This window comes from Streptomyces sp. S3(2020) (genome assembly GCF_013044505.1).
GTDB lineage: Bacteria > Actinomycetota > Actinomycetes > Streptomycetales > Streptomycetaceae > Streptomyces.
This window is the reverse complement of the sequence record NZ_JABERD010000004.1, coordinates 17,719-40,895: the sequence shown is the minus strand read 5'-3', so window position 1 is coordinate 40,895 and position 23,177 is coordinate 17,719. Positions and strand designations below refer to the sequence as shown.

The window sequence follows — 23,177 nt, the reverse complement described above, 5'->3', positions numbered from 1 at the left end:
GCCAAACTCCTTACAGGCCGAGGGACTTGCTGATGATGGTCTTCAGGACCTCGCTGGTGCCGCCGTAGATGCGGGTGACCCGGGCGTCGGCGTACAGCCGGGCGATCGGGGATTCCAGGATGTAGCCGTAGCCGCCGTGCAGTTGGAGACAGCGGTCGACGACTCGGCCCTGTGTCTCGGTGCAGAACAGCTTGGTCCTGGCCGCGTCGGCCGGGGTCAGTTCGCCGGCGAGGAGTGCGGTGATCGCCGCGTCCAGCAGGGCCTGGGCGGCCTCCGACTCGGTGGACATGGCGGCGAGTTCGAATTTCGTGTTCTGGAAGTGGGCGACCGGGCGGCCGAACACCGTGCGGTCGCGGACGTAGGTGAGGGTCAGGTCGATCGCGGCGCGGGTCTGGGCGACGGCGCCGACGGCGATGGCCAGCCGTTCCTGGGCCAGGTTGCGGCCCAGGAGGGTGAAGGCGGCGCCCTCCTCGCCGAGGAGGTTCGCGACGGGGACCCGGACGTCGTCGAAGGACAGTTCCACGGTGTCCTGGACGGCGAGGCCGAGCTTCTCCAGTCTGCGCCCCACGGTGAAGCCGGGCATGTCCTTCTCCACCACGAGGAGGGACAGTCCGGCGCGCCGGTCGTCGGGGTCGGTGGCGGTGCGGGCCACGACGATCACCAGGTCGGCGTGGTGGCCGCCGGTGATGAAGGTCTTGGCGCCGCTCAGCACGTAGTGGTCGCCGTCGCGGACCGCCCGGGTCGTGACGCCCGCAAGGTCGGAGCCGGTGCCCGGTTCGCTCATCGCGATGGCGGTGTAGAGCTCGCCGGAGGCCAGCCCCGGGAACCAGCGGGCCCGCTGTTCCGCGTTCGCGAGGCCCGTGAAGTACGGGACGACGATGTCGAGGTGGGTCCGCAGACCTCCGAGGGTCACGCCCGCGCGGGCGCACTCCTCCTGGAGGACGACGTTGAAGCGGTAGTCGTCCCGGCCTCCTCCGCCGTACTCCTCGGGGACGGCCGTGCTGATGATGCCCAGCTTGCCCAGTGCGGTGAACAGGTCGCGGGGGACGAGTCCGGCGCGTCGCCAGTCCTCGTACACCGGAAGCACTTCGCGGGCCAGGAAGTCGCGGACCAGGAGGCGGAAGTCCTCGTGATCCTGCTCGAACAGGGTCCGGCGCATCGAATCTCCTTCGATCGGACCCTATTGAGTATACGTAATTAGTCCTCCCGGTCCAGAGAATCGGGATCCTGGGTCAGTGCCACCAGGGAATGAGTGCATCCAAATGCCGCCGCATCCGATGGCGGGCGACCCCCGCGTCGCCCTGCACGATCGCGTCGAGGATCCGCTGGTGGACGTGTCGGACCTCGTCGGCCGCCGTGTCCCCGGGCAGCGGCCGGTCATGGCCGGACGCGTGGCGACGGAACAGCTCGGTGATGATGGCGAGGAAGAGCGAGAGCACCGGGTTGTTCGCCAGCGCCGCCAGTTCGGAGTGGAACAGGTCCGCCTTGCGGAGGTCGTCGGCCGGGCCCTCGGTGGCCCAGCGGACCGCTTTCCCGAGGCGCTCGGCGACCTCGGTGTCGCCCTCGGCCTGCCGGGCGGTCACCCTGGCGACGACGCCGAGCTCGATGGCGTTGCGAACGATCCGCAGGTCGTCGGCGGTGACGCCCTGGTATTCCAGGAAGAGCGCCATGGTGTCGATGCTCGCCTGCGGCTCGGGCTCGGTGACGACCAGGCCGCCACCGGGACCGCGGCGCATCCGGGCGACCGAGTGGTACTCCAGCAGCCGTACGGCCTCCCGGAGCACGGCCCGGCTGATCTCGTAGCGGGCCAGCAGGTCCGCCTCCGAGCCGAGGACCATGCCGGTCTGCCAGCCTCGCGCGGCGATGTCGTCGTGGATCCGGGCGGCCACCACTTCGGCGAGCTTGGCCCGCGGCCCCTCGACCAGTTCCGGCTCGACCACGCTCCCGGAGATCCGCTGTCCGCCGCGGCGCACCCGGTGCTTCTCGATCCAGGCGGCCACCGACTCCAGATGGGCGGTGAGTTCGCTCTGGGCGCGCGCCCCGTCGTCCGCGACGACCGCGTCGACGACGGCCCGGTGCTCGCGCTGCGAGACCTCCTTGGCCGCGTGCATCTCCGCCTTGGAGATACGCCGGGAGGTGTGCGCGTACCGGGCGGTGAGGCGGGTGAGCACGTCGATGAACAGGTGGAGCACCGGATTGCCCGACAACTGACCGAGCACCGGGTGCAGCGGGTCCTGCGAATGGACCGACGGGTCGTCGTTGTGGGCGAGTTCGGAGTCGAGGGTGGCCCTCAGCGTGGCGATGCCCTCCTCGGTGATCCGCTCGGCGGCCAGGCCCGCGGCGATCGGTTCGAGGAGCTGACGGGCCTGGAGCAGGTCGGTGACGCTGGTCCCGACGTACTCGAGGTAGATCACCATGGCCCGGGTCGCCGGTCCCGCGTCGGGGGCGCAGACGATCAGGCCGCCGCCCGGACCGCGCCGCATCCGGGCCACCTGATGGTGCTCGACCAGCCGTACCGCCTCACGCAACACCGCCCGGCTGACGCCGAGTTGCTCCCGCAGGTCCACCTCGGAGCCCAGCGACTCGCCCACCGGCCAGCCCCGGCGGATCACGGTCGCCTCGATGCGCTGCGCGGTCTGCGCGGCGAGCTTGCCCACCGGGACGCCGGCCTCGCCGTCGGCGGGTTCGCGGTCGACGGCAGTCGCCATGGGCCAACTCCTCTGAGGGGATATTGCGGATCCCCAGTCTATTCACCACAGATGCCAGGCACTGGCAGACAGGCCAACACCACGGTTAAAGTATACTCATTTTCGGGCAGCAGCCGCACGGCGACCCGCTCGACCACAAGGAGCTTCCGCGATGCGACTGGAGTCCATGCCCGAACTGGAGGCGTTCCGAAGGAAGGTACGTGCCTTCGTGGCGCAACACTCGCCCGGCGTCAAGAGGCACTCCGGGGTGCGGGCACCCGAGCCGGCGCTGATGCCGGCGATCCGGGAGTGGACCGCGAAGCTGTACGGGGCGGGCTTCCTCGGTATCGACTGGCCCGCCCCGTACGGCGGTCGGCCCGACGCCCACCCGCTCGAACCGTCCGTCGTCGCCGAGGAGATCGCCCGCGCCCGCACCTGGCCGCCGGTCGGCGCGGCGTCGCTGGCCTCGGCGGCCCTGATCGAGTTCGGCAGCGACGAGCAGCAGGAGCGCTTCCTGCCCCGCATCCGCTCCTGCGAGGACGTGTGGTGTCAGCTGTTCAGCGAACCGGAGGCGGGCAGCGACCTGGCGGCGCTGCGGACACGGGCGGTCCGTGAGGGCGAGGGCGACGACGCGGTGTTCGTGGTCGACGGCCAGAAGGTGTGGACGACCAACGGCCAGCACGCCGACATGGGGTATCTGCTCGCCCGTACCGACGGCGACGCCCCGAAGCACAAGGGCATCACGGCGTTCGCACTCGACATGCGCAGCCCGGGCGTCGAGGTGCGGCCACTGCGCGAGCTCACCGGGACCACGGACTTCAACGAGGTCTTCCTCGACGGCGTGCGCATCCCGGCCGCGAACGTGATCGGCCGCGTCGACGACGGCTGGCGGGTCGCGATGAGCAGCCTCGGCCGTGAGCGCTCCGGTGTGGCCGCGCGCGGTGCCGAACTGTCCGCCGTACTGGAGGACCTTGTGGCGCTCGCCGCGCGGACGCCGGTCGGCGGGCGGCCCGCGCTCGACGACTCCGCCACCCGGCAGGCGGTCGGTGAACTCGCCGCGCGGGTACAGGTGAACGCCGCGATGACCGCCCTCGCCCAGTCACGGATGCTGCACGGCTCGGAGCGGCCCGTCGACGCCCTCCTCGGCAAGATCTTCTTCAGCGAGCTCAACCACGACCTGGTGGACTTCGGTCTGCGGCTCCAGGGTGCGGACGGCCTGCTCACCGAGGACGACCCGGAGGCGGTGGCCGACGGCTGGTGGCAGGACGCCCACCTGTACTCGCGCGCCTACACGATCGCGGGCGGGGCGAACGAGGTCCTGCGCACCCAGGTCGCCGAGCGCGGCCTAGGCATGCCGCGCGCGGCGAGCTGACCCTTGATCGCCGGTCTCCGGCACCTCGTGCGAGTTATTGATTGTACCGACCGGTCGTCGTAATCTTCGCGGCAGCCACGAGAAAGGCGAGGAAGCCATGACCGAGAACGTGTCCGCAACCGCCGGGGAACTGCCGGAGTTCCCCTCCCCCCGGTCCGGCCGGTGCCCGTTCGCACCGCCGCCGGACCTCCTCGCACTGCATGACACGGGCAAGCCCCTGCGCCGGGCCAGGACCTGGGACGGCACCACCCCCTGGCTCGTCACCTCCCACGAGGCCCAGCGCCGACTGCTCACCGACCCGCGGCTCAGCGCGAACATCGGCGCGCCCGGCTACCCGCACACGACGGAGGCCATGAAGGCGCACGCCGCCCAGATGCAGCCGTCGATCAACAACACCGACGGCGCCGAGCACACGCGGTGGCGCCGGATGCTGACGAACTCGTTCACCCGGCACCGGATGGAGAAGCTCCGCCCGGAGATCCAGCGGATCACCGACGACCTCATCGACAAGATGCTCGCGGACCCCAACCCCGTGGACCTCAACGAGGCGCTCTCCCTGCCATTGCCCTCGCTCATGATCTGCGCGCTGCTCGGGGTGCCCTACGAGGACCACGACTTCTTCCAGGAGCACGCCGGCGTCACCAACGCCCGGTTCAAGACGCCGGAGGAGGCCGCACGGTCGACGGCGGATCTGCGCCGCTACATCACCGGCCTCATCGAGGCCAAGACGGCGGATCCCGGCGAGGACGTCCTGTCCGACCTCGGCGCCAAGGTCGAGGAGGGCGCGCTCTCCATGCCCGACGCGGCGGCGCTCGGGCACATCCTGCTCGTCGCCGGCCACGACACCAGCGCCAACATGATCACTCTGGGCACCGCGCTGCTGCTGGAGCACCCCGGCCAGCTGGCGGAGCTGCGGGAGCACGCGGACGACCCGAAGTACGTGACGAAGGCCGTCGAGGAACTGCTGCGCTATCTCACGATCCCCCATCTGCTGGCGCGGAGGGCGGTGGTGGAGGACATCGAGATCGAGGGTGAGGTCATCCGCGCCGGCGAGGGCGTCATCGCCTCGCTCCCGGCCGCCAACTGGGATCCGGAGGCCTTCCCCGAGCCCGCCAGGCTCGACCTCACGCGCTCCGCGGCCCACCACCACGCGTTCGGCTGGGGTCCGCACCAGTGCGTCGGACAGCAGTTGGCCCGCATCGAACTGCACGTCGTGTTCAGCACCCTGTTCCACAGGATTCCTACGCTGCGGCTCGCCGTGGACGTCTCGGAGCTGAAGTTCAAGGAGGACTCGCAGGCCTACGGCATCTACGAGCTGCCCGTCACCTGGTGACCGAACCGCCGTCCGCGAAAGGAGCCGCCTCGATGGCCACCATGAAGTCCGTCCTGACCGGCGCGAAGAACAAGATCGAGATCGTGGAGACCGAGCGCCCCGTGCCCGGCCCCAAGGACGCCCTCGTCCGCATCCGCGCCTGCGGCATCTGCGGCACCGACACGTTCTTCGTCCGGTCCGGCGGGACCCCGTACACCCCCGACGGCTCGGTCGTCCCGCTGCCGCTCGGTCACGAACCCGCCGGTGAGATCGTCGAGGTCGGTGCCGAGGTCACCGATCTGAAGGCCGGTGACCGGGTGGTCCTGGACCCGCAGGCGGCGCCGTCCGGAATCATCGGCTGCGGTGGCCCACTGGGCGGGATGAACGAGTACCTGCTCGTCGAGAACGCCGTCCTCGGCAAGAGCGTGGCGGTGTTCCCGGACCAACTGCCCTTCGACGTGGCCGCGCTGAACGAACCGATGGCGGTGGCCCGGCACTGCGTGAACCGCTCCGGGGCGAAGCCCACCGACAAGGTCGTCGTCTTCGGTGCCGGGCCCATCGGGCTCGGTGCGACGATCTGGCTGAAGCTGCGCGGGGTGGAGCATGTGGTCGTCGCCGACGTCCTTCCCGAACGGCTGGAGACCGCGCTGGCGGTGGGCGCGGACGGTCATCGACTCGGGCACGGAGAACGTGCCGGAACGCCTGACCGAGCTGCACGGGCAAGCCGCCAACGCCCTCGGGCAGCCCCGGCCCGGCACCGACGTCTACATCGACGCCGCCGGAGTACCGGCCGTCTTCCAGACCGTGATCGACTCCGCGAAGTGGCACGCCAAGCTGGTCATGGTCGCCGTACAGAAGAAGTCCGACGCCATCGACCTCGGCGGCATGCTGCGCAGCGAGCTGACGCTGATCGCCTCGCAGGGCTACCCCACGGAGATCTTCGAGGTCACCGCCGAACTCGCCCGGCACAAGGACCGGTTCGCGAAGCTCATCAGCCACCGGGTGCCGTTCGACGAGGTCGAGCGGGCCTTCGAGCTGGCCCTGACGCCGGGGGCCGCGGAGAAGGTCGTCGTGACCTTCTGAAGCGGCTGCCCGCGAAAGGTCGTCTACGCCGGCTTCCGCAGCAGCATCGCCCCCGACGGCACTCCCCCGCCCGCGGTGGCCACAGCCACCCGGGCGTCGCTCACCTGGCGCCCGTGCGCCTCCCCGCGCAGTTGCAGCATGGCCTCGCGGACGAAGCCGTAGCCGTGCAGGCGGCCCGCCGAGAGCTGGCCGCCGTGCGGGTTCAGCGGGAGGTCGCCGTCCAGGGCGATGGTCTTGCCGCCGGCGATGAAGTCGGTCGCCTCCCCCGGTCCGCAGAAGCCGAGGCCCTCGATCCAGGACAGGGCGTTGAAGGTGAACCCGTCGTAGAGCAGGGCGACGTCGACGTCGGCGGGGGTGAGACCGGTGCGGGTCCACAGGTGGGCGGACGGGCCGAGCGACTGGGGGGTGTGGGTCAGGGTGTCCTGGTCCCAGCTGAGCCGCTCCCCCACCGCCGTGCCGACGGCCTCGACCAGGACGGGCGGGCGCGGACGGTCGTACGCCGTCTCGATCGCGGAGACGACGACGGCCACCGCTCCGTCGCAGGGGACGTCGCAGTCGTAGAGGCCGAACGGGGTGGTGATCATTCGGGCGTCGAAGTAGTCGTCGAGGGTCATCGGGTCGCGGTGCAGGGCCTCGGGATTGCGTGCCGCGCCGGCCCGCGCGGTGACGGCGATCGCGCCGAGGGCCTCGCGGCCGACGCCGTAGCGGTGCAGGTAGTGCGAGGCGTTGCAGCCGATCCACTGCGCGGCGGACAGGGCGCCGAAGGGGGCGCGGAACTCGAACATGCCGGTGGCCCGGCCGCCGGACGGCTGCAGGCGGCCCGAGCGCAGCAGGGCGCTGTGGGAGGACTCCCAGACCGTGCGGAAGCACAGCACGTGACGGCACAGCCCGGCGGCGACCGCGAGCATGCCGGCGGTGATCGAGCCGATCTGACCCGGTACCTCGGATGCCCCGTTGACCCAGGTGGGCCGCAGTTGCAGGGCCTCGGTCAGAGCGGTGACGCCGCCCTCGCTCATGCCGTCGGGGCGCGGACCGGGGTAGGTGGAGAGACCGTCGATCTCGTCCAGATCGAGCCCGGCGTCCTCGACCGCGGCGAGACAGGCGTCGACGGTCAGGGAGAGCGGATCGACCATGAGCCGTCTGCCGACGCGGGACTGTCCCACGCCGGTCAGCGCGACCCTGTCCTCGTACTTCCGCGGGGAGGCCATGGGTCGTGCCCGGACCTCACGCGGTTCCGGCAGGGGCCCTTCGGCGGTGTCCGGGTCGGGCTCGAACAGCGGGAGGTGGATGTCGTCCTCCAGCCGCTCGAACCGCACCTTGACCCGCATGCCGACGCGCACCTCGTCGGGATCGCAGCCCACGATGTTGGTGGTCAGCCGCGCCCGGTCGTCCTCGGCGAGGGCGACCACGGCGACGACGTACGGTGGCGGGAACTCCGGGTGCCAGATCTGGTGGTTGACGCTGAAGCCGACGACCACCGCCCGGCCCGAGACGGGGGCGAGTGCCACCGCGCGGCCCCGGCAGGAGGGGCACACGGGAAGCGGCGGGTGGAAGTGGCGTGCGCAGTCCGCGCAGCGGGAGACGCGCAGCACGCCGTCCGCCCCGGAGGCCCAGAACTCGGCGCTGGCGAGGGTGGGTTGGGGCAGCGGCCGGTCGATCCCGGTCATCGCAGCAGCTCGATGATCGTGGCGTTGGCGGTGCCGCCGCCCTCGCACATGGTCTGGAGGCCGTAGCGCAGGTTCTCGTTCCGCATCCGGGCGAGCATCCGGGTCATCAGGATGGCTCCGGAACCGCCGAGCGGGTGGCCGACCCCGATGGCCCCACCGAGCGGGTTGAGCCGCTCCGGGTCGGCGCCGGTCTCGGCCAGCCAGGCCAACGGGACCGGGGCGAAGGCCTCGTTGACCTCGTACACACCGATGTCCTCCAGGGACACCCCGGAGCGCCGCAGCACCTTCTCGGTCGCGGGGATCGGTCCGAGGAGCATCGTGATCGGGTCCGCGCCGCTGACCGCCCCCGAGTGGTAGCGGGCGATGGGAGTGAGGCCCAGTTCGCGGGCCCGCTGCGGGGTGGTGATGAGCAGCGCGGCCGCCCCGTCGGAGATCTGCGAGGAGTTCCCGGCGTGTATCACACCGTCCTCCTTGAAGGACGGCCTGAGGCCGGCCAGCGTCTCGACCGACGTTCCGCGCCGCAGCCCCTCGTCCACCGTGAACTTGGTGCCGTCCACCTCGATCGGCACGGTGTGGTCGTCGAAGACGCCCGCGTCGATCGCCGCGGCGGCCTTCGCGTGCGACCCGGCGGCGAACTCGTCGAGGCGGGCGCGGGTGAAACCCCAGCGTTCGGCGATGAGTTCGGCTCCGATGCCCTGGCTGAACCCGGATCCGCCGTAGCGGGCGATGGCGGCGGGACCGTAGGGCTGTCCCGTGGTCCGGTGCGAGCCGAGCGGTACCCGGCTCATGGTCTCGACGCCGCCCGCGACGACGATGTCGTACTGTCCCGACAGCACGGCGTGCGCGGCCTGGTCGACCGCCTGCTGGCTGGAGCCGCAGGCCCGGTTGACGGTGACCGCCGGGACGTGTTCGGGCCAGCCGGCGGCGAGCACCGCGAACCGGCCGACGTTGCTGGACTGGTCGCCGATCTGGGTGACACAGCCCCAGACCACGTCGTCGACCGTGCCGGGGTCGATGCCGGTGCGTGCGACGAGCGCCTTGAGCACCTCGGCCGACAGATCCGCCGCGTGCACCGGGGCGAGGGTGCCGTTGCGCCTGCCGATCGGGGTGCGTACGGCGTCGACGATGACGGCGTCTGGCATGGGAACTCCTAGGTTGTCGGGATGCCCCAGTCCTGGAACACCGCCCGGGTGTCGGCACCGACGGCCGGTGCCACGGGGCCGACGGCGGCCGGGGTCGCCGAGAAGCGGGGCGCGGGGGCCGGCTGGACCACTCCGTCGCGGGTGAACAGGCTTGCGCGGGCGGCCAGATGGGGGTGCCGGGCGGCCTCGGTGAGACTGAGGACGGGCGCCACGCAGGCATCGGTCCCCTCGAAGAGCGCGGCCCACTCGTCCCGTGTCCGCTGCGCGAACCGCTTCGCCAGCAGTGCCCGCAACTCCGGCCAGGCCGACCGGTCGTGCTGTCTCTCCGGGTCCACACCCAGGTCGAGCAGTTCGACCAGCCGCCGGTAGAACTTGCGCTCCAGCGCCCCTACGGCCACATGCCGCCCGTCGCTCGTCCCGTACACGGCGTAGAACGGCCACCCGCCGTCGAATCTGTTGACCCCGCGCTCGTCGCTCCACTCCCCCCGCCCGAGCTTGGCGAAGGTACTGGCGAGGAGGTGGGCGGTGCCGTCGACGATGGCCGCGTCCACGACCTGCCCCCGGCCGGTGCGTGCGGTGACGTGCAGCGCGGCGAGGACACCGATGACGAGGTAGCAGCCGCCGCCCCCGAAGTCGCCGACGAGATTGAGCGGGATCTGGGGCGGGCCGTCCGCGTCACCGATGGCGCCGAGCGCACCGGTCAGCGCGATGTAGGTGAGGTCGTGTCCGGCCGTGGCCGAGAGGGGTCCGTCCTGGCCCCAGCCGGTCATACGGCCGTAGACCAGCCGGGGGTTGCGGGCGAGGCAGTCGTGCGGTCCGATGCCGAGGCGTTCGGTGACCGAGGGACGGAAGCCCTCGATCAACACGTCGGCGCGCTCGACGAGTTCGAGCAGGGCGGCGGCTCCCGACGGGTCCTTCAGGTCCAGTACGACGGACCGCTTGCCGCGGTTGAGGACGTCCGCAGGGCCGCCCGCGTCGGACTCCCCGGCCCGTTCGGGCCGGTCCACGCGGACGACCTCCGCGCCGAGGTCGGCCAGCAGCATCCCGGCGAACGGCCCGGGGCCGAGGCCGCCGAGCTCGACCACCCGGACCCCGGCGAGCGGTCCCGTCGTCATGGTCAGCGGCCCTTCCAGACAGGGGCCCGCTTCTCGGCGAACGCGGCGGCGCCTTCCCGGGCGTCCTCCGACCGGAAGACGGGCTCGGCGATGTCGAACTGCCTCCCCCACGCCTCCTCCAGCGTCCAGTCGGCGGTGCAGCGGGCGATCCGTTTGGTCGCGGCGACGGCGAGGGGGCCGTTCCCGGCGATGCTCCCGGCGAGCTTCAGTGCCTCTTCTAGGGCGCCGCCCTCCTCGGTGAGCCGGTTGACGAGGCCGTACCCGGCGGCTCGTTCCGCGTCGATCGGTTCGCCGGTCAGGAGCAGTTCCAGGGCGATGGCGTACGGGATGCGGCGCGGCAGATGGAGCGCGGCGCCCGCGCGGGCGACCAGCGACCGTCTCACCTCCGGCACGCCGAGCCGTGCGGTCCGCGAGGCGACCACGAGATCGCAGGCCAGCAGGAGTTCGAAGCCGCCGGCCAGGGCCCAGCCCTCGACCGCGGCGATCAGCGGCTTGCGCGGCGGGGTCATGGTGATCCCGCACAGACCGCGGCCCTCGATGCCGGGTGTCTCGCCGCGCAGCCATGCCTTGAGATCCATGCCCGCCGAGAACGTGCCGCCCGCCCCGGTGAGGACACCGACCCTCAACTCGTCCGACTCGTCGAGCTCGTCCACCGCGGCGGCCACCCCGGCCGCCACTCCGGCGTCCAGGGCGTTCTTCTTCTCCGGGCGGTTGATCGTGATGACCTGGATCGCGCCATGGCGTTCCACCAGCACCTCGTCCGACACGCCTACCTCCTCGAATCGTGCGATTGATCGCCGGTCACGGCGAACCGGGCGAGTTCATGGGCGACCATGCCGTCCAGGTCATCGGCCGGCGGGGCCGGCAGGTCGACGGCTCGGTCGCGGGTCGGCAGGAGGACGACGGCCGTGCCGGGGGTGGTGATCTCGCCCCGCTGGTTCTCGCAGCGCACCTCGACGTGCACCTCGGCCCGTCCGGCCACCTGTCGCTTGTCGACGACCGTGCCGCGTACCCAGGTGGTGTCGCCGAGGTAGTTGAACCTGCGGTGTTCGCAGCGGAGTTTCCACAGCCAGCCGTCGTCGCCGATCCAGTCGGTCAGCAGATGGCACAGCCAGGTCTCGCGCATGCCCCCGTAGTCGTAGGGATTGGGGAGCCCCAACTCCCGGGCCCGCTCGGGCTCCCAGTGCAGGCGCTGCACCGTGTCGGGGACGTTCAGCGGGTTCGGCGGGTAGAGGCCGGGTGCCTTGCGCCGGACCCTCGCGGCGATCCCGAACGCCCCGGGCGGGGTGAGCTGCATGCCCCAGCCGAGGTGCCAGACGACCACGTCGGTGGTGGTCAGCGGTCCCTTGACCCGGGGCTGGAGCTCCTCGCCGATCTCGACGTCCTCCCAGTGGCGGGGTTCGGCGCCGCGTCTGGTCTCGGCCGCGTACGCCGCGTCGATCTCGGCGAGCTGCCCGGGCTCGTAGGGTTCCTGGACGAGTTGTTCCTTGGCCCGCTTCCGGGAGGTGTGCCGCTCGGCGTTGATCCAGGTGCCCCGGCGCAGGGCGTGCATCTCACCGCGCCCGTTGGCGTAGAGGTAGTCGCGGACCACGTGGGCGGTGCGTCCGCCGAAGCTGCTGGGTTTGAGGTGGACGCCCACCTGGGTCTGCAACACCCGGCAGCGGTCGCCGAGTCGCAGGGGTCGCCACCACTCGAACTCCATCACCGCCTGGTACGAGCCGAGTCCGGCGAAGGGGTCGCCCCTGAGCAGCGCCTTGGTCTCGGCGTCCGGTGTCGGGGCGGCGTCCTCGCCCATCGTGTAGAGGAAGGTGGGCGGTGCGACGAGCGAGCCCCAGCGGGTGGCGGCCGCGTGGTCGGGGTCGCAGTAGAGGGGGTTGTCGTCGCCGTAGCCGTACGCGAAGTGGCGTACGCCGTCCCAGGTCACCTCGTGGTTGTGCGGGGGGTTGCGCTGGGGCTGGGGGATGCCGAGGCGGCGCCGGGAGCGCTCGACGGCCTCGTCGGTCAGCACGCCGAACGTGCCGGCGCCCTTCTCCTGTGTCCTGGTCATCGCTGGTCCTCCTTCACGCGGTCCTGCTGTGCGATCCGGGCGCGCACGAGGTCGAGCAGCTCCACGCGGCTGACCTTGCTCGACGGGGTCCGGGGCAGTGCGTCCACGACGACGATGTGTGCCGGGACCTCGTAGGGGGTGAGCCGGGCCCGGCAGAGGGCGAGCAGTTCGGCGAGGTCCGGGGCGGGCCGCCGCCGTTCGGCCTCGACCACGGCGACCGGCACCTCGCCGAGCCTCGTGTCCGGCAGTCCCGCGACCGCCGCCTCCCGTACGTCCGGGTGCGCCTCCAGGACGCGCTTGACCGTTTCGGGCTGGACCTTGAAGCCGCCGCGGATGATGGCGTCGTCCGCGCGTCCCTCGATCCAGACGAACCGGTCGGCGTCGATGCGGGCGAGATCGCTGGTGCGTGTCCAGTCCCGGCCGCCCCGGGTGCTCTGCTCGGTGCGCACCTCCAGCCGGCCGGTCCTGCCGACGGGCAGTTCGGCGCCGTCCTCGCCGGTCACCCGCAGCTCGACGCCGTCGAAGGCGCGCCCGGCGCTGCCGGCCTTGCGCCGCCACCAGCGCTCGTGCAACGGCAGGGTCCAGCCGACGACCGCTCCGGCGAACTCCGTGGCCCCGTACGTCATCAGGACCGGGATGCCGTACGTCAGGAAGAACGCGTCGGCGAGTTCGGCCGGGCAGGGCGCGGTGCCGGAGGTGACGACCTGGAGGCTCGCCAGCCGCTCCTTCGGCACACCCGCGTCGAGCACCGCGCGGATGGCCGCCGGCACCAGGCTCGCCGCCCGCAGGCGATGCCGTTCCACGGCGCTCACCCACGGTTCGACGGCGAACTTGTGCATCAGGAGCATGCGGCGACCGGTGGCCAGACAGGCGAGCGCCCGCCACAGGCCGCCGATGTGCACGAGGGGTGCGGCCACGAGAGCCGCCGACCGTGACAGCAGCCGCTCCGCCTTCGGGCTCTGGCCGCCGGAGACGAGAGCCTGGTCGAGCTGGCCGATGCTCAGGTGGACGCGTTTGGGGGGGCCGGTGGTGCCGGAGGTGAGCATCTCCAGAGCGACGCCGGGGTCGGCCGGGGCCGCTGCGGGTGCCGTGCCGCCCGCGGGTCGCAGCGTGCCGTCGACGCCCAGCTCCAGGGCCGCGCCGTGCGCGGTGGCCGCTCGCGCCACACCGTCGCGGGCCAGGGGTTCGGCTCCGGAGACGACGACGGGCAGCTCACATGCGGCGATGTCGGCCGCGAGCCGAGCCGCGGGTTGCAGCGGGCTCAGCATCACCAGGCAGCGTCCGGAGGCGATCACGGCGGCTACCGCGGCCACGTGCTCCGGCCGGTTCTCCAGGACGACGCCGACGCGGGCGCCGGCCTTCAGGCCCGCCGCGTCCAGCGCCTCGGTGATCTGCCGGGCGGTCCGCTGGACCTGCCCCCAGGTCCACCAGTCCCCCTCGTGCTCGATCGCCTCGGCGTCGGCGGCGGCTTCGGCGAGCAGCCGCGACAGGCGGTCGCGAATTCCCACGTGCTCAGCCCTTCGTCGCCGTGGATGCGGAGATTCCGACCAGGTCGGCGAGCCGTCCCCGGTGGGTCGCCGGGCTCCCGAGGAGCTGCTCGGACGACTTCGCGCGCCTGAGGTAGAGGTGCGCGTCGTGCTCCCATGTGCAGCCGAGGCCGCCGTGGATCTGGATGTTCTCCTTGGCCGCGTGGGTGAAGGCGTCCGCGCAGTACGCGGCGGCGAGGGCGGCGGCCACGGGCAGTTCGCCCGCCCTCTCGTGCGCCGCGGACATCGCGTGGTGGGCCGCCGACCGGGCGGCCTCGACCTTCAGGAGAGTGTCGGCGCACTTGTGCTTGACCGCCTGGAACGACCCGATGGGCCGGCCGAACTGCACCCGCGCCTTCGCGTACGCCACGGCCGCGTCCAGACAGGCCTGTGCCCCGCCGACCTGTTCCGTCGCCAGCGCCACGATCGCCAGGTCGAGGACCGTACGCAGATACGCTCCGGCGTCCTCGGGGCCGACGCGCAGCGCCGGAGCCCCGTCGAGGTCGACGCGCGCCAGTCGTCGTGTGGGGTCGAGCGTCTCCAGGCGGCTGCGGGTCACGCCGGCCGCCCCGCCGTCGACGGCGAACAGCGCGGGTCCGGTGTCGGCGCGGGCCACGACGAGGAGCAGGTCGGCGGTGTGACCGTCGACGACGAACATCTTCGTGCCCGACACCCGCCAGTCCGCGTCGCCGCGGACGGCTTCGGTCGCCACGTCCCCGACGTCCCAGGAGCCGCTCTCCTCGGTGAGCGCGAGCGTGCCGGTCAGGGTGCCGTCGGCGATCGACGGGAGCCAGCGGGCCTTCGCGGTGTCGTCGCCGGACACCGCGAGGGCCTGTGCGGCGAGGGCCACGGTGGCGAAGTACGGCGAGGGCAGCAGGGCCCGGCCCAGCTCCTCCAGGACGATGCCCAACTCGACGGGGCCGCCGCCGAATCCGCCGTACTCCTGTGGCACCGCCAGTCCGTGCAGGCCGAGTTGGTCCGCCATCTGCCGCCAGACGCGCGGGTCGTGTCCCTCCTCGGACTCCATCGACCGGCGCACCGCCTCGCTGGGCGCCTTGTCCGAGAGGAAGCGGCGCAGGGTGGCGCGGAGTTCTTCGTGTTCCTCGGTGAACATCACGGTCACGGCGACGCCTTCGCCCTCAGATAGGCGGCTAGGTCGGGGATCCTCGCGCGGTCCACGATCTCGATCCGGACGCCGGACGGGGCGAGGTGGTAGGCGAAGACCGACGGGGCGCCGTCGATCAGCGCGCAGGCCTCCAGGGCGAAGCCCGACTCGCTCAGCCGTTTCGACGTCGTCGTGAGGTCGTCGCAGAAGTAGCCGAGGTGGTGGGTCGCGAGGTGTGCGGTCGCGGTCCACGGTGTGCCGGGGATCTCCTCCACGAGTTCGATGTGCGGGGCGTCCAGCGAGTACGTGTAGCGCAGGTCCAGGGTCCGGTCGCCGTCCGCCAGCCGGACCGGCAATCGCGCGGACAGGGTCTCGGTCCACCGGTGGCCCGCGACCTCGGTCATCCGGGACTTCCAGATCTCGATGTCCGGGACCACGATCCCGGTGTGGTACAGATCCGTCGCGTCGAGGGGAGCGGTCATGACCGGTCACCACTCCAGACGCAGCGACTTGATGCCGTACATGTTGCCGTGCTGCCACAGCTCCTGGCCCGGGGTGATCCGGTACTCGGGTATCCGCCGGTGCCATTCCTCGACCGCCACGTTGAGTTCGAGCCGGGCCAGGTGGGAGCCGAGACAGCGGTGCGGTCCTGAGCCGAAGGCGATGTGGTTGGTGGCCTCGCGGTGCAGGTCCACCTCCAGCGGCCTGTCGTACCTGCCGGGGTCGCGGTTGGTGACGGCCAGCGGGAGCATCACCATCTCCCCGGCCTTGACGGGGCAGCCGCCGATCTCTACGTCCTTGGTCGCCTTGCGTGCCGGTACGACGAACGAGTAGACGCGGAGGATCTCCTCGACCCCGGTGGGGATGAGGGAGGGGTCGGCGAGGATCTCCGCCCGCTGCCCGGGGTGTGTGGCGAAGTGGTAGAGCGCCCAGCCGATGGAGATCGGGACGGTGTCGAAGCCGGCCTGGAACATCAGGACGCAGAAGGCGTGCATGTCCCGGTCGTCGATGGGTTCGCCGTCGATCCGCCAGGCCATGGCGTGGGAGAGCAGGTCGTCGCGCGGCGTCCTGCGGCGCAGGGCGATCTGTTCCTCGAAGTAGGCCGACACCTCGCGCATGGCGGTCATCTGCCGGGCGCCGTCCGGGTCCTCGCTATGGGAAAGGTGCAGCAACTCGTGGGTCCACGCGAGGAAGACGGGCAGGTCCTCCTCCGGCAGGCCCATCAGCCGCATGAAGATCAGGGTGGGGAAGCGGCGTGCGAACTCGTCGAGCACGTCGGCGCCTTCACGGCCCTTCAGCCCGTCGATCATCTCCCCCGCGACCTGCCGGACCTCGGGCTCCCGGGCGGCGACGCTGCCCGGGGAGAAGTACCGGCCGAGCAGGCGTCGCCACACGCTGTGGGTGGGCGGGTCCAGCATCTCGGGGATCCAGAGGAACTTCGGGTCGGGTTCCAGTGCCGTCACGGACTTGTTGGAGAACGTCCGCCAGTCCTGAAGTGCCTTCTGCACCTCCGGGCCGTCCGTGACCACCCAGTAGCCGCGGGCGATGGTGCTGCGGAAACCGGAGTGGGCGCCGGCCATCGTGTCCCAGCGCTCCTGGTGGCTGAGGACCGGGCCGCCGAGCCGGTTGTCGAAGTGGTAGGCGGGCAGACCCTCGTGGGTCCCCTCGGGTTCGAGCGTCGTACTCATCACGGCTCCTTGCTCGTACGTCGGTCAGGTCGCCGCGCCGTCGATCTTGAGCGCGATGAGCTCCTCGTCGCTCAGGCCGAGGGAGCGCAGTACCTCGTCGGTGTGCTCCGCGAACTGGGGCGCCCGGGTGAGGTCGGCCGGGGTCTCGTCGAACTGGACGGGATTGGCGACCAGTTCGCGGTCGACGCCGTCGGCGTCGACGACGGGGGCGATGAGACCGTTGGCGCGCAGGGCGGGGTCCTGGCCGACCTCCCAGGCGTTCTGGACGGCCGCCCACTGACCGTCGCCCCGGGCGAGGATCTCGACCCACTCCGCGTAGGGGCGGGAGGCGATGAGGTCGGCGACGATGCCGGCGGCCTCGGCGGCGTTGGCCATCAGCTTCTCGGTGCTGTCGAAGCGTTCGTCGGTGCCGAGTTCGTCCCGACCGGCGAGCTTGCAGAACTCCGCCCAGTAGCGGCCGGGTTGCAGCATCGACAGCTCGATCCAGCGTTCGTCCGAGGTGCGGTAGGCGCCGATCAGCGGGTTGGTGGCGGAGCCGTGCCGGGGCGGGGTGTTGACCGGGAGCGGGCCGCCGGTCATCAGTGCCAGGTTGACCGTGAACTGTGTCGCCCAGGCGCCGACCCCGACCAGCGACACGTCCACGACGGACGGCTCACCGGTCGTGGCGCGGGAGTAGAGCGCGGCGGCGATTCCTCCCGCGATGGTCATGCCGCCCATCGAGTCGCCGTAGGCGCCGGCCGGCATGCGGGTCATCCGGTCCGCGCCGGCCGGGGTGACGCCGGCGGCGCTGCCACCGCGTGCCCAGAAGGCGGTGCTGTCGTACCCGCCTTTGCCCGCCTCCTCGCCCCGGACACCGAAGCCGCTGCCGCGGACGTAGATGATGTCGGGGTTGATCGCCCGGACGTCCTCCAGCTCGATCCGCAGCTTCGCGCGCGCCTCCGTCAGGAAGTTCGTGAGGAACACATCGCTGTCGCGGATGAGTTCCTCCAGCACGGGGCGGGCCGAGGGCTTCTCCAGGGCGAGGCCGACACTGCGCTTACCGCGGTTGGGGCCCTCCATGATCGGGAAGAACGACGATCCCTTGCTGGCGGCCTCGTACCCGAGCACCCGGACCAGCCCGCGCTGGGCGTCGCCCCGTTCGGCGTGCTCGATCTTGATCACGTCGGCACCCCAGTCGGCGAGCACGGCACCGGCCGCCGGGACGAAGGTGAACTGGGCGACCTCAAGCACCCGCACGCCCTCCATCGGCCTCTGCATCAGACCAACTCCTCCGCGGCTCATATCGCAATTGCGCATACCCAATGCGCCGAGTCTGCCTCAGAGTATGGACCGAGGGCAACAATAAGTATACTGTTTTCGGCATGCTGGATTTCACGATCGACCCTGACTTCCAGGCCAAGCTCGACTGGGCGGCGGCCTTCGTGCGTGAGGAGGTCGAGCCGCTCGACCTCCTCTTCCCGCACGGCGGCGACCCGTACGACACCCGCAACGAGAAGGCCCGCGCGATCCTGAGGCCGCTCCAGAAACAGGTCCGCGAGCAGGGCCTGTGGGCCTGCCATCTCGGCCCCGAACTGGACGGCCCCGGCTACGGGCAGGTGCGGCTCGCCCTCCTCAACGAGATCCTCGGCCGCTCCTACTGGGCCCCGACGGTGTTCGGCACCGCCGCACCCGACACCGGGAACGCCGAGATCCTGGCCATGTTCGGCACGGACGAGCAGAAGGCGCGGTACCTGCGGCCCCTGTTGGACGGGGAGATCGTCTCCACCTTCTCGATGACCGAGCCGCAGGCGGGCGCCGATCCCAAGGAGTTCGTGACCCGCGCCCGGCGGGACGGCGACGAGTGGGTGATCGACGGGGAGAAGTGGTTCTCCTCCAACGCCCGGTACGCGGCCTTCCTGATCGTCATGGCCGTCACGGATCCCGACGCGCCGCCGCATCGGCGCATGTCGATGTTCATCGTCCCGGCCGAGACACCCGGCATCGAGATCAAGCGCAACGTCGGCACGATGGACGAGCGCGAGAACCTCGACGAGGGGATCCACGCCTACCTCCGCTACCACCAGGTCCGGGTGCCGCTCGACGCCATGCTCGGCGGTCCCGGTGAGGGCTTCGAGGTCGCCCAGGCCCGGCTCGGCGGCGGCCGTGTGCACCACGCCATGCGCACGGTGGGCAAGTGCGCCCGCGCCTTCGACATGATGTGCGAGCGGGCGCTGTCCCGCCGTACACAGGGGACCCTGCTGGCCGACAAGCAGGCGGTGCAGCAGTTCATCGCCGACTCCTGGGTGGCGTTGCAGCAGTTCCGGCTGCTCGTCCTCCACACGGCCTGGATCATCGACACACAGCCGCACGGCGCCGCCCGTACCCAGATCGCCATGTGCAAGGTCCAGACGGCCAAGGTGCTGCACGACATCATCCAGCGGGCGGTCCATCTGCACGGCTCGCTCGGCACGACCGGTGAACTCCCGCTCGCCAAGTGGTGGATGGCCGCGCCCAACCTCGCCCTCGCGGACGGGCCGACCGAGGTGCACCGCACCACGATCGCCAAGCAGCTGCTGAGGAACTACCGGCCCGCGGAAGGGTTGTTCCCCAGCGAGCACCTCCCGCCGAAGCTGGAGGCGGCCCGCAAGCGGTACGCGCACATCATCGAGGACGACAGCCTGGCGGGGCGGGTGGACGCGTGACAAACGGGCGCGACGACAAATCCATCGCTCCGGCCGACCTGTTCGACCTTTCCGGCAAGGTCGCGCTGGTCACCGGTGGCAGCCGGGGCCTGGGCCGGGAGATGGTGCGGGCCTTCGCCACGGCGGGTGCCGACGTGGTCATCGCCAGCCGCAAGCTGGAGGCGTGCGCGACGCTGGCGGCCGAGGTCCGCGGCCTGGGCCAGCGTGCCCTCCCGGTTGCCGCGCATGTGGGTCACTGGGACGACCTCGGCCGGCTCGCCGACACCGCCTATGAGGAGTTCGGCAGGGTCGACGTCCTCGTCAACAACGCGGGGATGTCGCCGGTGGCGCCCTCGTCTGCTCAGACCGGCGAGGAGCTCTTCGACAAGGTGATCGGGGTCAACTTCAAGGGCCCCTTCCGGCTTGCCTCGCTGATCGGGGAGCGGATGGCCTCGGGGGACGGGGGCTCGATCATCAACGTCTCGTCGTCGGGTGCGCTGTTTCCGCAGCCGCGGTTCGGGCCGTATGCCGGTGCGAAGGCTGCGCTCAATACGCTGACCACGGTGTTCGCTCTGGAGTATGGGCCGACGGTGCGGGTCAACACGATCTCGGCCGGGCCGTTTCTGACGGACATTTCCAAGGCTTGGCCGGAGGAGAAGCGGCAGACTACGCGGAGTGCGGTGGGTCGGCCGGGGCGGCCGGAGGAGATCATCAGTACGGCGTTGTACCTGGCGAGTGATGCGTCCAGTTACACGACCGGGTCGCTGATCAGGGTGGACGGCGGGCTGTACTGAGTGCTTCGTCTGCGGCGCCGTCGTGGCTGGTCGCGCAGTTCCCCGCGCCCCTTCGGGGCGCGTCGACCTCAGCCCTTTCCAAGGAGTTCCGTCGCCTCCTCCAGCAGCACCGGCAGCGCGGGCAGCATGCGCCGGTGCATGTCCTTCAACTCCCCCGACTTCCGGGCGCGTTTGATGAGCAGGGCGGTCGCGGCGGACTCCTTGTACTTGGTCAGTGCCTCGAACCAGGTCAGGTCGGGCAGCGCCTCGCCCCTGATCTCCTGGTAGGCGTCGATCAGTTCGGCCTTGCCCGGCATCCCGGTCGGCTCGTCGGAGGGTGACGCCGGGTGCCGGGCCTCGTCGGTGAAGAAGGTCAGCCAGGTCAGATCGGAACGAGGGTCGCCGAGCGCCCAGATCTCCCAGTCGATGATCGAGGTGACCGAGCCGCCTTCGCACAGCGTGTTGCCGAGCCGGTAGTCGCCGTGGGTGAACACCGGCATCATCGCCGCGGGCTTCGTGGCGTGCAGCCGGTCCGCGACGGCCCGGTAACCGGTGCGCAGGTCGTCGGGGACGGTCGTGAACGCCCTCGTCCAGCGGTCGATCTCGGCGCCCGGCGTGACCACGGGCTCCACCGCCAGGGGAGTGCGTTTCGGGTTCGCCCGGTGCAGACGGGCGAGCATCCGGACCGCGTCCAGGGCCCGCTCGCGCACCTGCCCGGCGGGAACGGTCCCCCGGGGTACGAGTACCGGCTCCGTGCAGTCGCCGGCCACCAGCTCCATCGCGACGAAGGGCTGACGGGCCGTCGGGGCCCCCTTGTCGCAGAACAGCACTCTCGGCACCCGTACGCCCGGCACGCCCGCCAGCACCTGCATGATCCGCGCCTGCCGCAGGACGTCCCGGTTGCGGACCGGTTCCAGGCCGGGCGGGGCCGTCTTGAGGACGATCCGCTCGGACCCGGCCGGCACACCCGCCAGCGTGGCCACGTACGTCAGGCTCGACGTGCCGCCGGTGAGCGGCTCGACCGACTCCACCGTGGCATCGGGGGCCCAGCCCCGCAGCACGGCGGCTGTGCGCTCGGTCAGCTCCGCGGTCGGGTCGGCGGTGTTCGTGATGGCGCTCATGCCCTCATCCCTGCCGGCCGGCGACCCGGCCGTGTTCGACGGTCAGTGCCTTGACGATGTCGCGGCGGACGAGCTTCCCGGTCGGGGTCCGGGGCAGTTCCCGCCAGTGGGTGATGCGGTCCGGTGTCTTCGAGCCGCGCAGCGTGCCGCGTACCTGTGCGCGCAGGGCGTCCACGTCGGCCGTCACACCGTCGCGCAGCACGACCACCGCCTCGATCCGCTGCCCCCACTCCTCGTCCGGGACGCCCACGACGACCGCGTCGAGCACGTCCGGGTGGCCGAGCAGGACGTCCTCGATCTCGGCCGGCGCGATGTTCTCGGCGCCGCGGATGATCGTGTCGTCGGACCGGCCCTCGATGTGGAGATAGCCGTCGGCGTCGAGGTGCCCCTGGTCGCGGGTGGGGAAGAAGCCCCGCTCGTCGACGACGGAGCCCTGTCCGGCGTACTCGCCCGACACCTGCTCCCCGCGCACCCAGATCTGACCGGTCCCGCCGGCCGCGAGGACCTCGCCGGACACCTCACGGACCTCCAGTTCGACACCCGGCAGGGGCAGTCCGGCCGAGCCCAGCCGGGCCCGCACCACGGGATCGTCGCTCGCCACGGCCGTCCGGTGTTCCTCCGGCCCCAGGACGGTGATCGTGGACGAGGTCTCGGTGAGTCCGTAGGCGTTGACGAAGTCGACGTGCGGCCACGCGCCGAGGGCCGTCTCGATGACCCGCACCGGCATGCGGGCCCCGCCGTAGGCGAGCGCTCGCAGCGAGGGTGCGGAGCGGTCCGGGCCGTCGGTGTCCATGAGGCGGGCCAGCATCGTGGGCACGACCATCGCGTGGGTGACGCGCTCCTCGCGTACGAGACCGAGCCAGCCCTCCGGGGTGAACTGCTCCAGTGTCAGTGAGCGGCGCCCCGCGTACAGGTTCGTCAGCACGTTGGAGACGGCGGCGATGTGGTAGGGCGGCACGCTCACCAGGGCCGCCTCGTCGGGGCCCGCTCCGGCGAACTCCACCGTGCCGAGCACGTACGACACCAGGTTCTGGTGGCGCAGGACCACGCCTTTGGGCGCTGACGTCGTCCCGCTGGTGTAGATCAGGACGGCGGGCGCGTCGGAGGGCACCGGGTCGCCGTCGGTCGGGTGCCCGGCCGCGCGCGCCAGCCATTCGGCGGGGCTGAGCACCGGCAGTCCGGCACGGCGCAGGGCCTCGCCGTGTTCGGTGTCGGCGATGCCGAGGGCGCGGGGGTGGTTCGCGAGCAGCGCGTCGAGTTGCGTGTCACCGAGGCGGTAGTTGACCGGGATCAGCGGCACTCCGGCGCGGGCCGCGGCGAACAGCGCGACCGGGAGCGCGGGGCCGTTCACCGCGAGGTACACGAGGGCGTCGGCGGCGGCGTCAGTGACCAGGCGAGCCCCGCCCGCGGCCAGTTCACGCAGTCGGCGAGCGCTCAGCCCGTCGTCCGTACGCCCGATGACGACCCGGTCGCCGAATCCCTCGGCGGCCATGTCCGACAGCATCGATATGTTCACCGGCCGCCCGTCCTTCAGTCCGAGGCGGGGAGCGGCTTGGCGCTCTTCACGGGCAGGGGGACGCCGTTGGCCGCCAGCGTGCCCGGCCCGGGTTTCGTGCACAGGAGCTCGACGCCGAGATCCTCGTCGGCGTACCGCTTGCCGAGCAGCGCCCCGCCCATCAGGCCGGGGTCGGGCGTGCCGGTGGGCCCGGGCACGTTGCCCTCGGCCATGGCCGCCCCGCCGCACGTGATCTCCAGGTCGCCGTCCGGGCACCGCACGACGATCACCGCCGTCGTGTCGACCGTACTGCTGAGCATCTGCCCCACGCGTGGCCTCATCGCAGTGTCCTCCGCGGCTCTCATGGCACCGATTCCGAGTACC

At 71.5% G+C, this 23,177-nt stretch carries 20 protein-coding genes and 1 pseudogene; 6 read left to right on the top strand and 15 right to left on the bottom strand.

Features of this window, described 5'->3' with window-relative positions:
- Window positions 1–10 precede the first annotated feature (10 nt).
- Both HLK59_RS02620 and HLK59_RS02615 read right to left on the bottom strand, forming a co-directional pair.
- A complete protein-coding gene (locus tag HLK59_RS02620) occupies window positions 11–1,159 on the bottom strand; it encodes an acyl-CoA dehydrogenase family protein (protein ID WP_171139524.1) in 1,149 nt (382 codons plus the stop codon).
- Window positions 1,160–1,232: 73 nt separating this feature from the next.
- Window positions 1,233–2,708, bottom strand: a complete 1,476-nt coding sequence (locus HLK59_RS02615) for an FCD domain-containing protein (protein ID WP_171139523.1) — start codon at window positions 2,706–2,708, stop codon at window positions 1,233–1,235.
- 151 nt (window positions 2,709–2,859) lie between these two features.
- On the opposite strand from HLK59_RS02615, the gene HLK59_RS02610 reads away from it, so the two are divergent.
- The 4 genes and pseudogenes from HLK59_RS02610 (at window position 2,860) to HLK59_RS50735 (ending at window position 6,454) form a co-directional block, all read left to right on the top strand.
- Window positions 2,860–4,059: an acyl-CoA dehydrogenase family protein gene (locus tag HLK59_RS02610; protein ID WP_171139522.1), complete on the top strand. Its 1,200-nt coding sequence runs from the start codon at window positions 2,860–2,862 to the stop codon at window positions 4,057–4,059.
- Between the two features lie 97 nt (window positions 4,060–4,156).
- Window positions 4,157–5,392 carry a cytochrome P450 gene (locus tag HLK59_RS02605; protein WP_171139521.1) on the top strand — a complete coding sequence of 412 codons (1,236 nt, stop codon included), beginning with the start codon at window positions 4,157–4,159 and terminating at the stop codon, window positions 5,390–5,392.
- 32 nt (window positions 5,393–5,424) lie between these two features.
- Window positions 5,425–5,649 (top strand): annotated as a pseudogene (locus HLK59_RS50740) (alcohol dehydrogenase catalytic domain-containing protein); the annotation flags it as partial.
- 325 nt (window positions 5,650–5,974) lie between these two features.
- Window positions 5,975–6,454, top strand: a complete 480-nt coding sequence (locus HLK59_RS50735; RefSeq protein WP_240982155.1) for a hypothetical protein — start codon at window positions 5,975–5,977, stop codon at window positions 6,452–6,454.
- A gap of 23 nt (window positions 6,455–6,477) precedes the next feature.
- Here the strand turns inward: HLK59_RS50735 and HLK59_RS02595 are convergent, their stop codons facing one another.
- Genes HLK59_RS02595 through HLK59_RS02550 form a run of 10 tightly spaced genes read right to left on the bottom strand, consistent with a single transcriptional unit; the run spans window position 6,478 to window position 18,001 of the window.
- Window positions 6,478–8,121, bottom strand: a complete 1,644-nt coding sequence (locus HLK59_RS02595) for an OB-fold domain-containing protein (RefSeq protein WP_171139520.1) — start codon at window positions 8,119–8,121, stop codon at window positions 6,478–6,480.
- Window positions 8,118–9,263, bottom strand: a complete 1,146-nt coding sequence (locus HLK59_RS02590; RefSeq protein ID WP_171139519.1) for a thiolase family protein — start codon at window positions 9,261–9,263, stop codon at window positions 8,118–8,120. The genes HLK59_RS02595 and HLK59_RS02590 overlap by 4 nt, the downstream gene beginning before the upstream one ends.
- A gap of 8 nt (window positions 9,264–9,271) precedes the next feature.
- Entirely contained in the window at window positions 9,272–10,378 is a 1,107-nt protein-coding gene (locus tag HLK59_RS02585) for a CaiB/BaiF CoA-transferase family protein (RefSeq protein ID WP_171139518.1), read from the bottom strand.
- A gap of 2 nt (window positions 10,379–10,380) precedes the next feature.
- Window positions 10,381–11,145 (bottom strand): crotonase/enoyl-CoA hydratase family protein, encoded by a 765-nt coding sequence (locus HLK59_RS02580; RefSeq protein ID WP_171139517.1) that lies wholly within the window; start codon window positions 11,143–11,145, stop codon window positions 10,381–10,383.
- 2 nt (window positions 11,146–11,147) lie between these two features.
- The gene (locus HLK59_RS02575; protein WP_171139516.1) at window positions 11,148–12,425 is read right to left on the bottom strand and encodes a MaoC family dehydratase N-terminal domain-containing protein; all 1,278 of its coding nucleotides are present in this window, start codon (window positions 12,423–12,425) and stop codon (window positions 11,148–11,150) included.
- Window positions 12,422–13,933 (bottom strand): fatty acid--CoA ligase family protein, encoded by a 1,512-nt coding sequence (locus HLK59_RS02570; RefSeq protein ID WP_171139515.1) that lies wholly within the window; start codon window positions 13,931–13,933, stop codon window positions 12,422–12,424. The genes HLK59_RS02575 and HLK59_RS02570 overlap by 4 nt, the downstream gene beginning before the upstream one ends.
- Before the next feature lie 4 nt (window positions 13,934–13,937).
- Entirely contained in the window at window positions 13,938–15,065 is a 1,128-nt protein-coding gene (locus HLK59_RS02565) for an acyl-CoA dehydrogenase family protein (RefSeq protein WP_171139614.1), read from the bottom strand.
- Window positions 15,066–15,070: 5 nt separating this feature from the next.
- Window positions 15,071–15,538: a VOC family protein gene (locus HLK59_RS02560; protein ID WP_171139514.1), complete on the bottom strand. Its 468-nt coding sequence runs from the start codon at window positions 15,536–15,538 to the stop codon at window positions 15,071–15,073.
- Window positions 15,539–15,544: 6 nt separating this feature from the next.
- Entirely contained in the window at window positions 15,545–16,744 is a 1,200-nt protein-coding gene (locus tag HLK59_RS02555) for a cytochrome P450 (RefSeq protein WP_171139513.1), read from the bottom strand.
- Window positions 16,745–16,768: 24 nt separating this feature from the next.
- Complete coding sequence (locus HLK59_RS02550) at window positions 16,769–18,001, bottom strand: CoA transferase (RefSeq protein ID WP_171139512.1); 1,233 nt, start codon at window positions 17,999–18,001, stop codon at window positions 16,769–16,771.
- 104 nt (window positions 18,002–18,105) lie between these two features.
- Between HLK59_RS02550 and HLK59_RS02545 the strand changes: the two genes are divergently transcribed.
- Both HLK59_RS02545 and HLK59_RS02540 read left to right on the top strand, forming a co-directional pair.
- Complete coding sequence (locus HLK59_RS02545) at window positions 18,106–19,425, top strand: acyl-CoA dehydrogenase family protein (protein WP_171139511.1); 1,320 nt, start codon at window positions 18,106–18,108, stop codon at window positions 19,423–19,425.
- Window positions 19,422–20,198 (top strand): glucose 1-dehydrogenase, encoded by a 777-nt coding sequence (locus HLK59_RS02540; RefSeq protein ID WP_171139510.1) that lies wholly within the window; start codon window positions 19,422–19,424, stop codon window positions 20,196–20,198. Before HLK59_RS02545 ends, HLK59_RS02540 begins: the two co-directional genes overlap by 4 nt.
- Window positions 20,199–20,266: 68 nt before the next feature.
- On the opposite strand, the gene HLK59_RS02535 is transcribed toward HLK59_RS02540, so the two are convergent.
- From HLK59_RS02535 to HLK59_RS02525, 3 genes are read right to left on the bottom strand one after another with little or no spacing between them, the layout of a single operon-like run.
- The gene (locus tag HLK59_RS02535) at window positions 20,267–21,298 is read right to left on the bottom strand and encodes a phosphotransferase family protein (protein ID WP_171139509.1); all 1,032 of its coding nucleotides are present in this window, start codon (window positions 21,296–21,298) and stop codon (window positions 20,267–20,269) included.
- Between the two features lie 4 nt (window positions 21,299–21,302).
- Window positions 21,303–22,814 carry an AMP-binding protein gene (locus HLK59_RS02530; RefSeq protein WP_171139508.1) on the bottom strand — a complete coding sequence of 504 codons (1,512 nt, stop codon included), beginning with the start codon at window positions 22,812–22,814 and terminating at the stop codon, window positions 21,303–21,305.
- A gap of 14 nt (window positions 22,815–22,828) precedes the next feature.
- Window positions 22,829–23,134: a hypothetical protein gene (locus HLK59_RS02525; RefSeq protein ID WP_171139507.1), complete on the bottom strand. Its 306-nt coding sequence runs from the start codon at window positions 23,132–23,134 to the stop codon at window positions 22,829–22,831.
- Window positions 23,135–23,177: the final 43 nt, after the last annotated feature.

Bases quoted from the DNA above. Each gene is read 5' to 3' on its own strand.
- HLK59_RS02590 (WP_171139519.1), bottom strand. From the start codon at position 9,263: ATGCCAGACGCCGTCATCGTCGACGCCGTACGCACCCCGATCGGCAGG.
- HLK59_RS02545 (WP_171139511.1), top strand. From the start codon at position 18,106: ATGCTGGATTTCACGATCGACCCTGACTTCCAGGCCAAGCTCGACTGG.
- HLK59_RS02620 (WP_171139524.1), bottom strand. From the start codon at position 1,159: ATGCGCCGGACCCTGTTCGAGCAGGATCACGAGGACTTCCGCCTCCTG.
- HLK59_RS02565 (WP_171139614.1), bottom strand. From the start codon at position 15,065: ATGTTCACCGAGGAACACGAAGAACTCCGCGCCACCCTGCGCCGCTTC.
- HLK59_RS02615 (WP_171139523.1), bottom strand. From the start codon at position 2,708: ATGGCGACTGCCGTCGACCGCGAACCCGCCGACGGCGAGGCCGGCGTC.
- HLK59_RS02605 (WP_171139521.1), top strand. From the start codon at position 4,157: ATGACCGAGAACGTGTCCGCAACCGCCGGGGAACTGCCGGAGTTCCCC.
- HLK59_RS02525 (WP_171139507.1), bottom strand. From the start codon at position 23,134: ATGAGGCCACGCGTGGGGCAGATGCTCAGCAGTACGGTCGACACGACG.
- HLK59_RS02550 (WP_171139512.1), bottom strand. From the start codon at position 18,001: ATGCAGAGGCCGATGGAGGGCGTGCGGGTGCTTGAGGTCGCCCAGTTC.
- HLK59_RS02610 (WP_171139522.1), top strand. From the start codon at position 2,860: ATGCGACTGGAGTCCATGCCCGAACTGGAGGCGTTCCGAAGGAAGGTA.
- HLK59_RS02575 (WP_171139516.1), bottom strand. From the start codon at position 12,425: ATGACCAGGACACAGGAGAAGGGCGCCGGCACGTTCGGCGTGCTGACC.
- HLK59_RS02555 (WP_171139513.1), bottom strand. From the start codon at position 16,744: ATGAGTACGACGCTCGAACCCGAGGGGACCCACGAGGGTCTGCCCGCC.
- HLK59_RS50735 (WP_240982155.1), top strand. From the start codon at position 5,975: ATGTGGTCGTCGCCGACGTCCTTCCCGAACGGCTGGAGACCGCGCTGG.
- HLK59_RS02595 (WP_171139520.1), bottom strand. From the start codon at position 8,121: ATGACCGGGATCGACCGGCCGCTGCCCCAACCCACCCTCGCCAGCGCC.
- HLK59_RS02535 (WP_171139509.1), bottom strand. From the start codon at position 21,298: ATGAGCGCCATCACGAACACCGCCGACCCGACCGCGGAGCTGACCGAG.
- HLK59_RS02560 (WP_171139514.1), bottom strand. From the start codon at position 15,538: ATGACCGCTCCCCTCGACGCGACGGATCTGTACCACACCGGGATCGTG.
- HLK59_RS02585 (WP_171139518.1), bottom strand. From the start codon at position 10,378: ATGACGACGGGACCGCTCGCCGGGGTCCGGGTGGTCGAGCTCGGCGGC.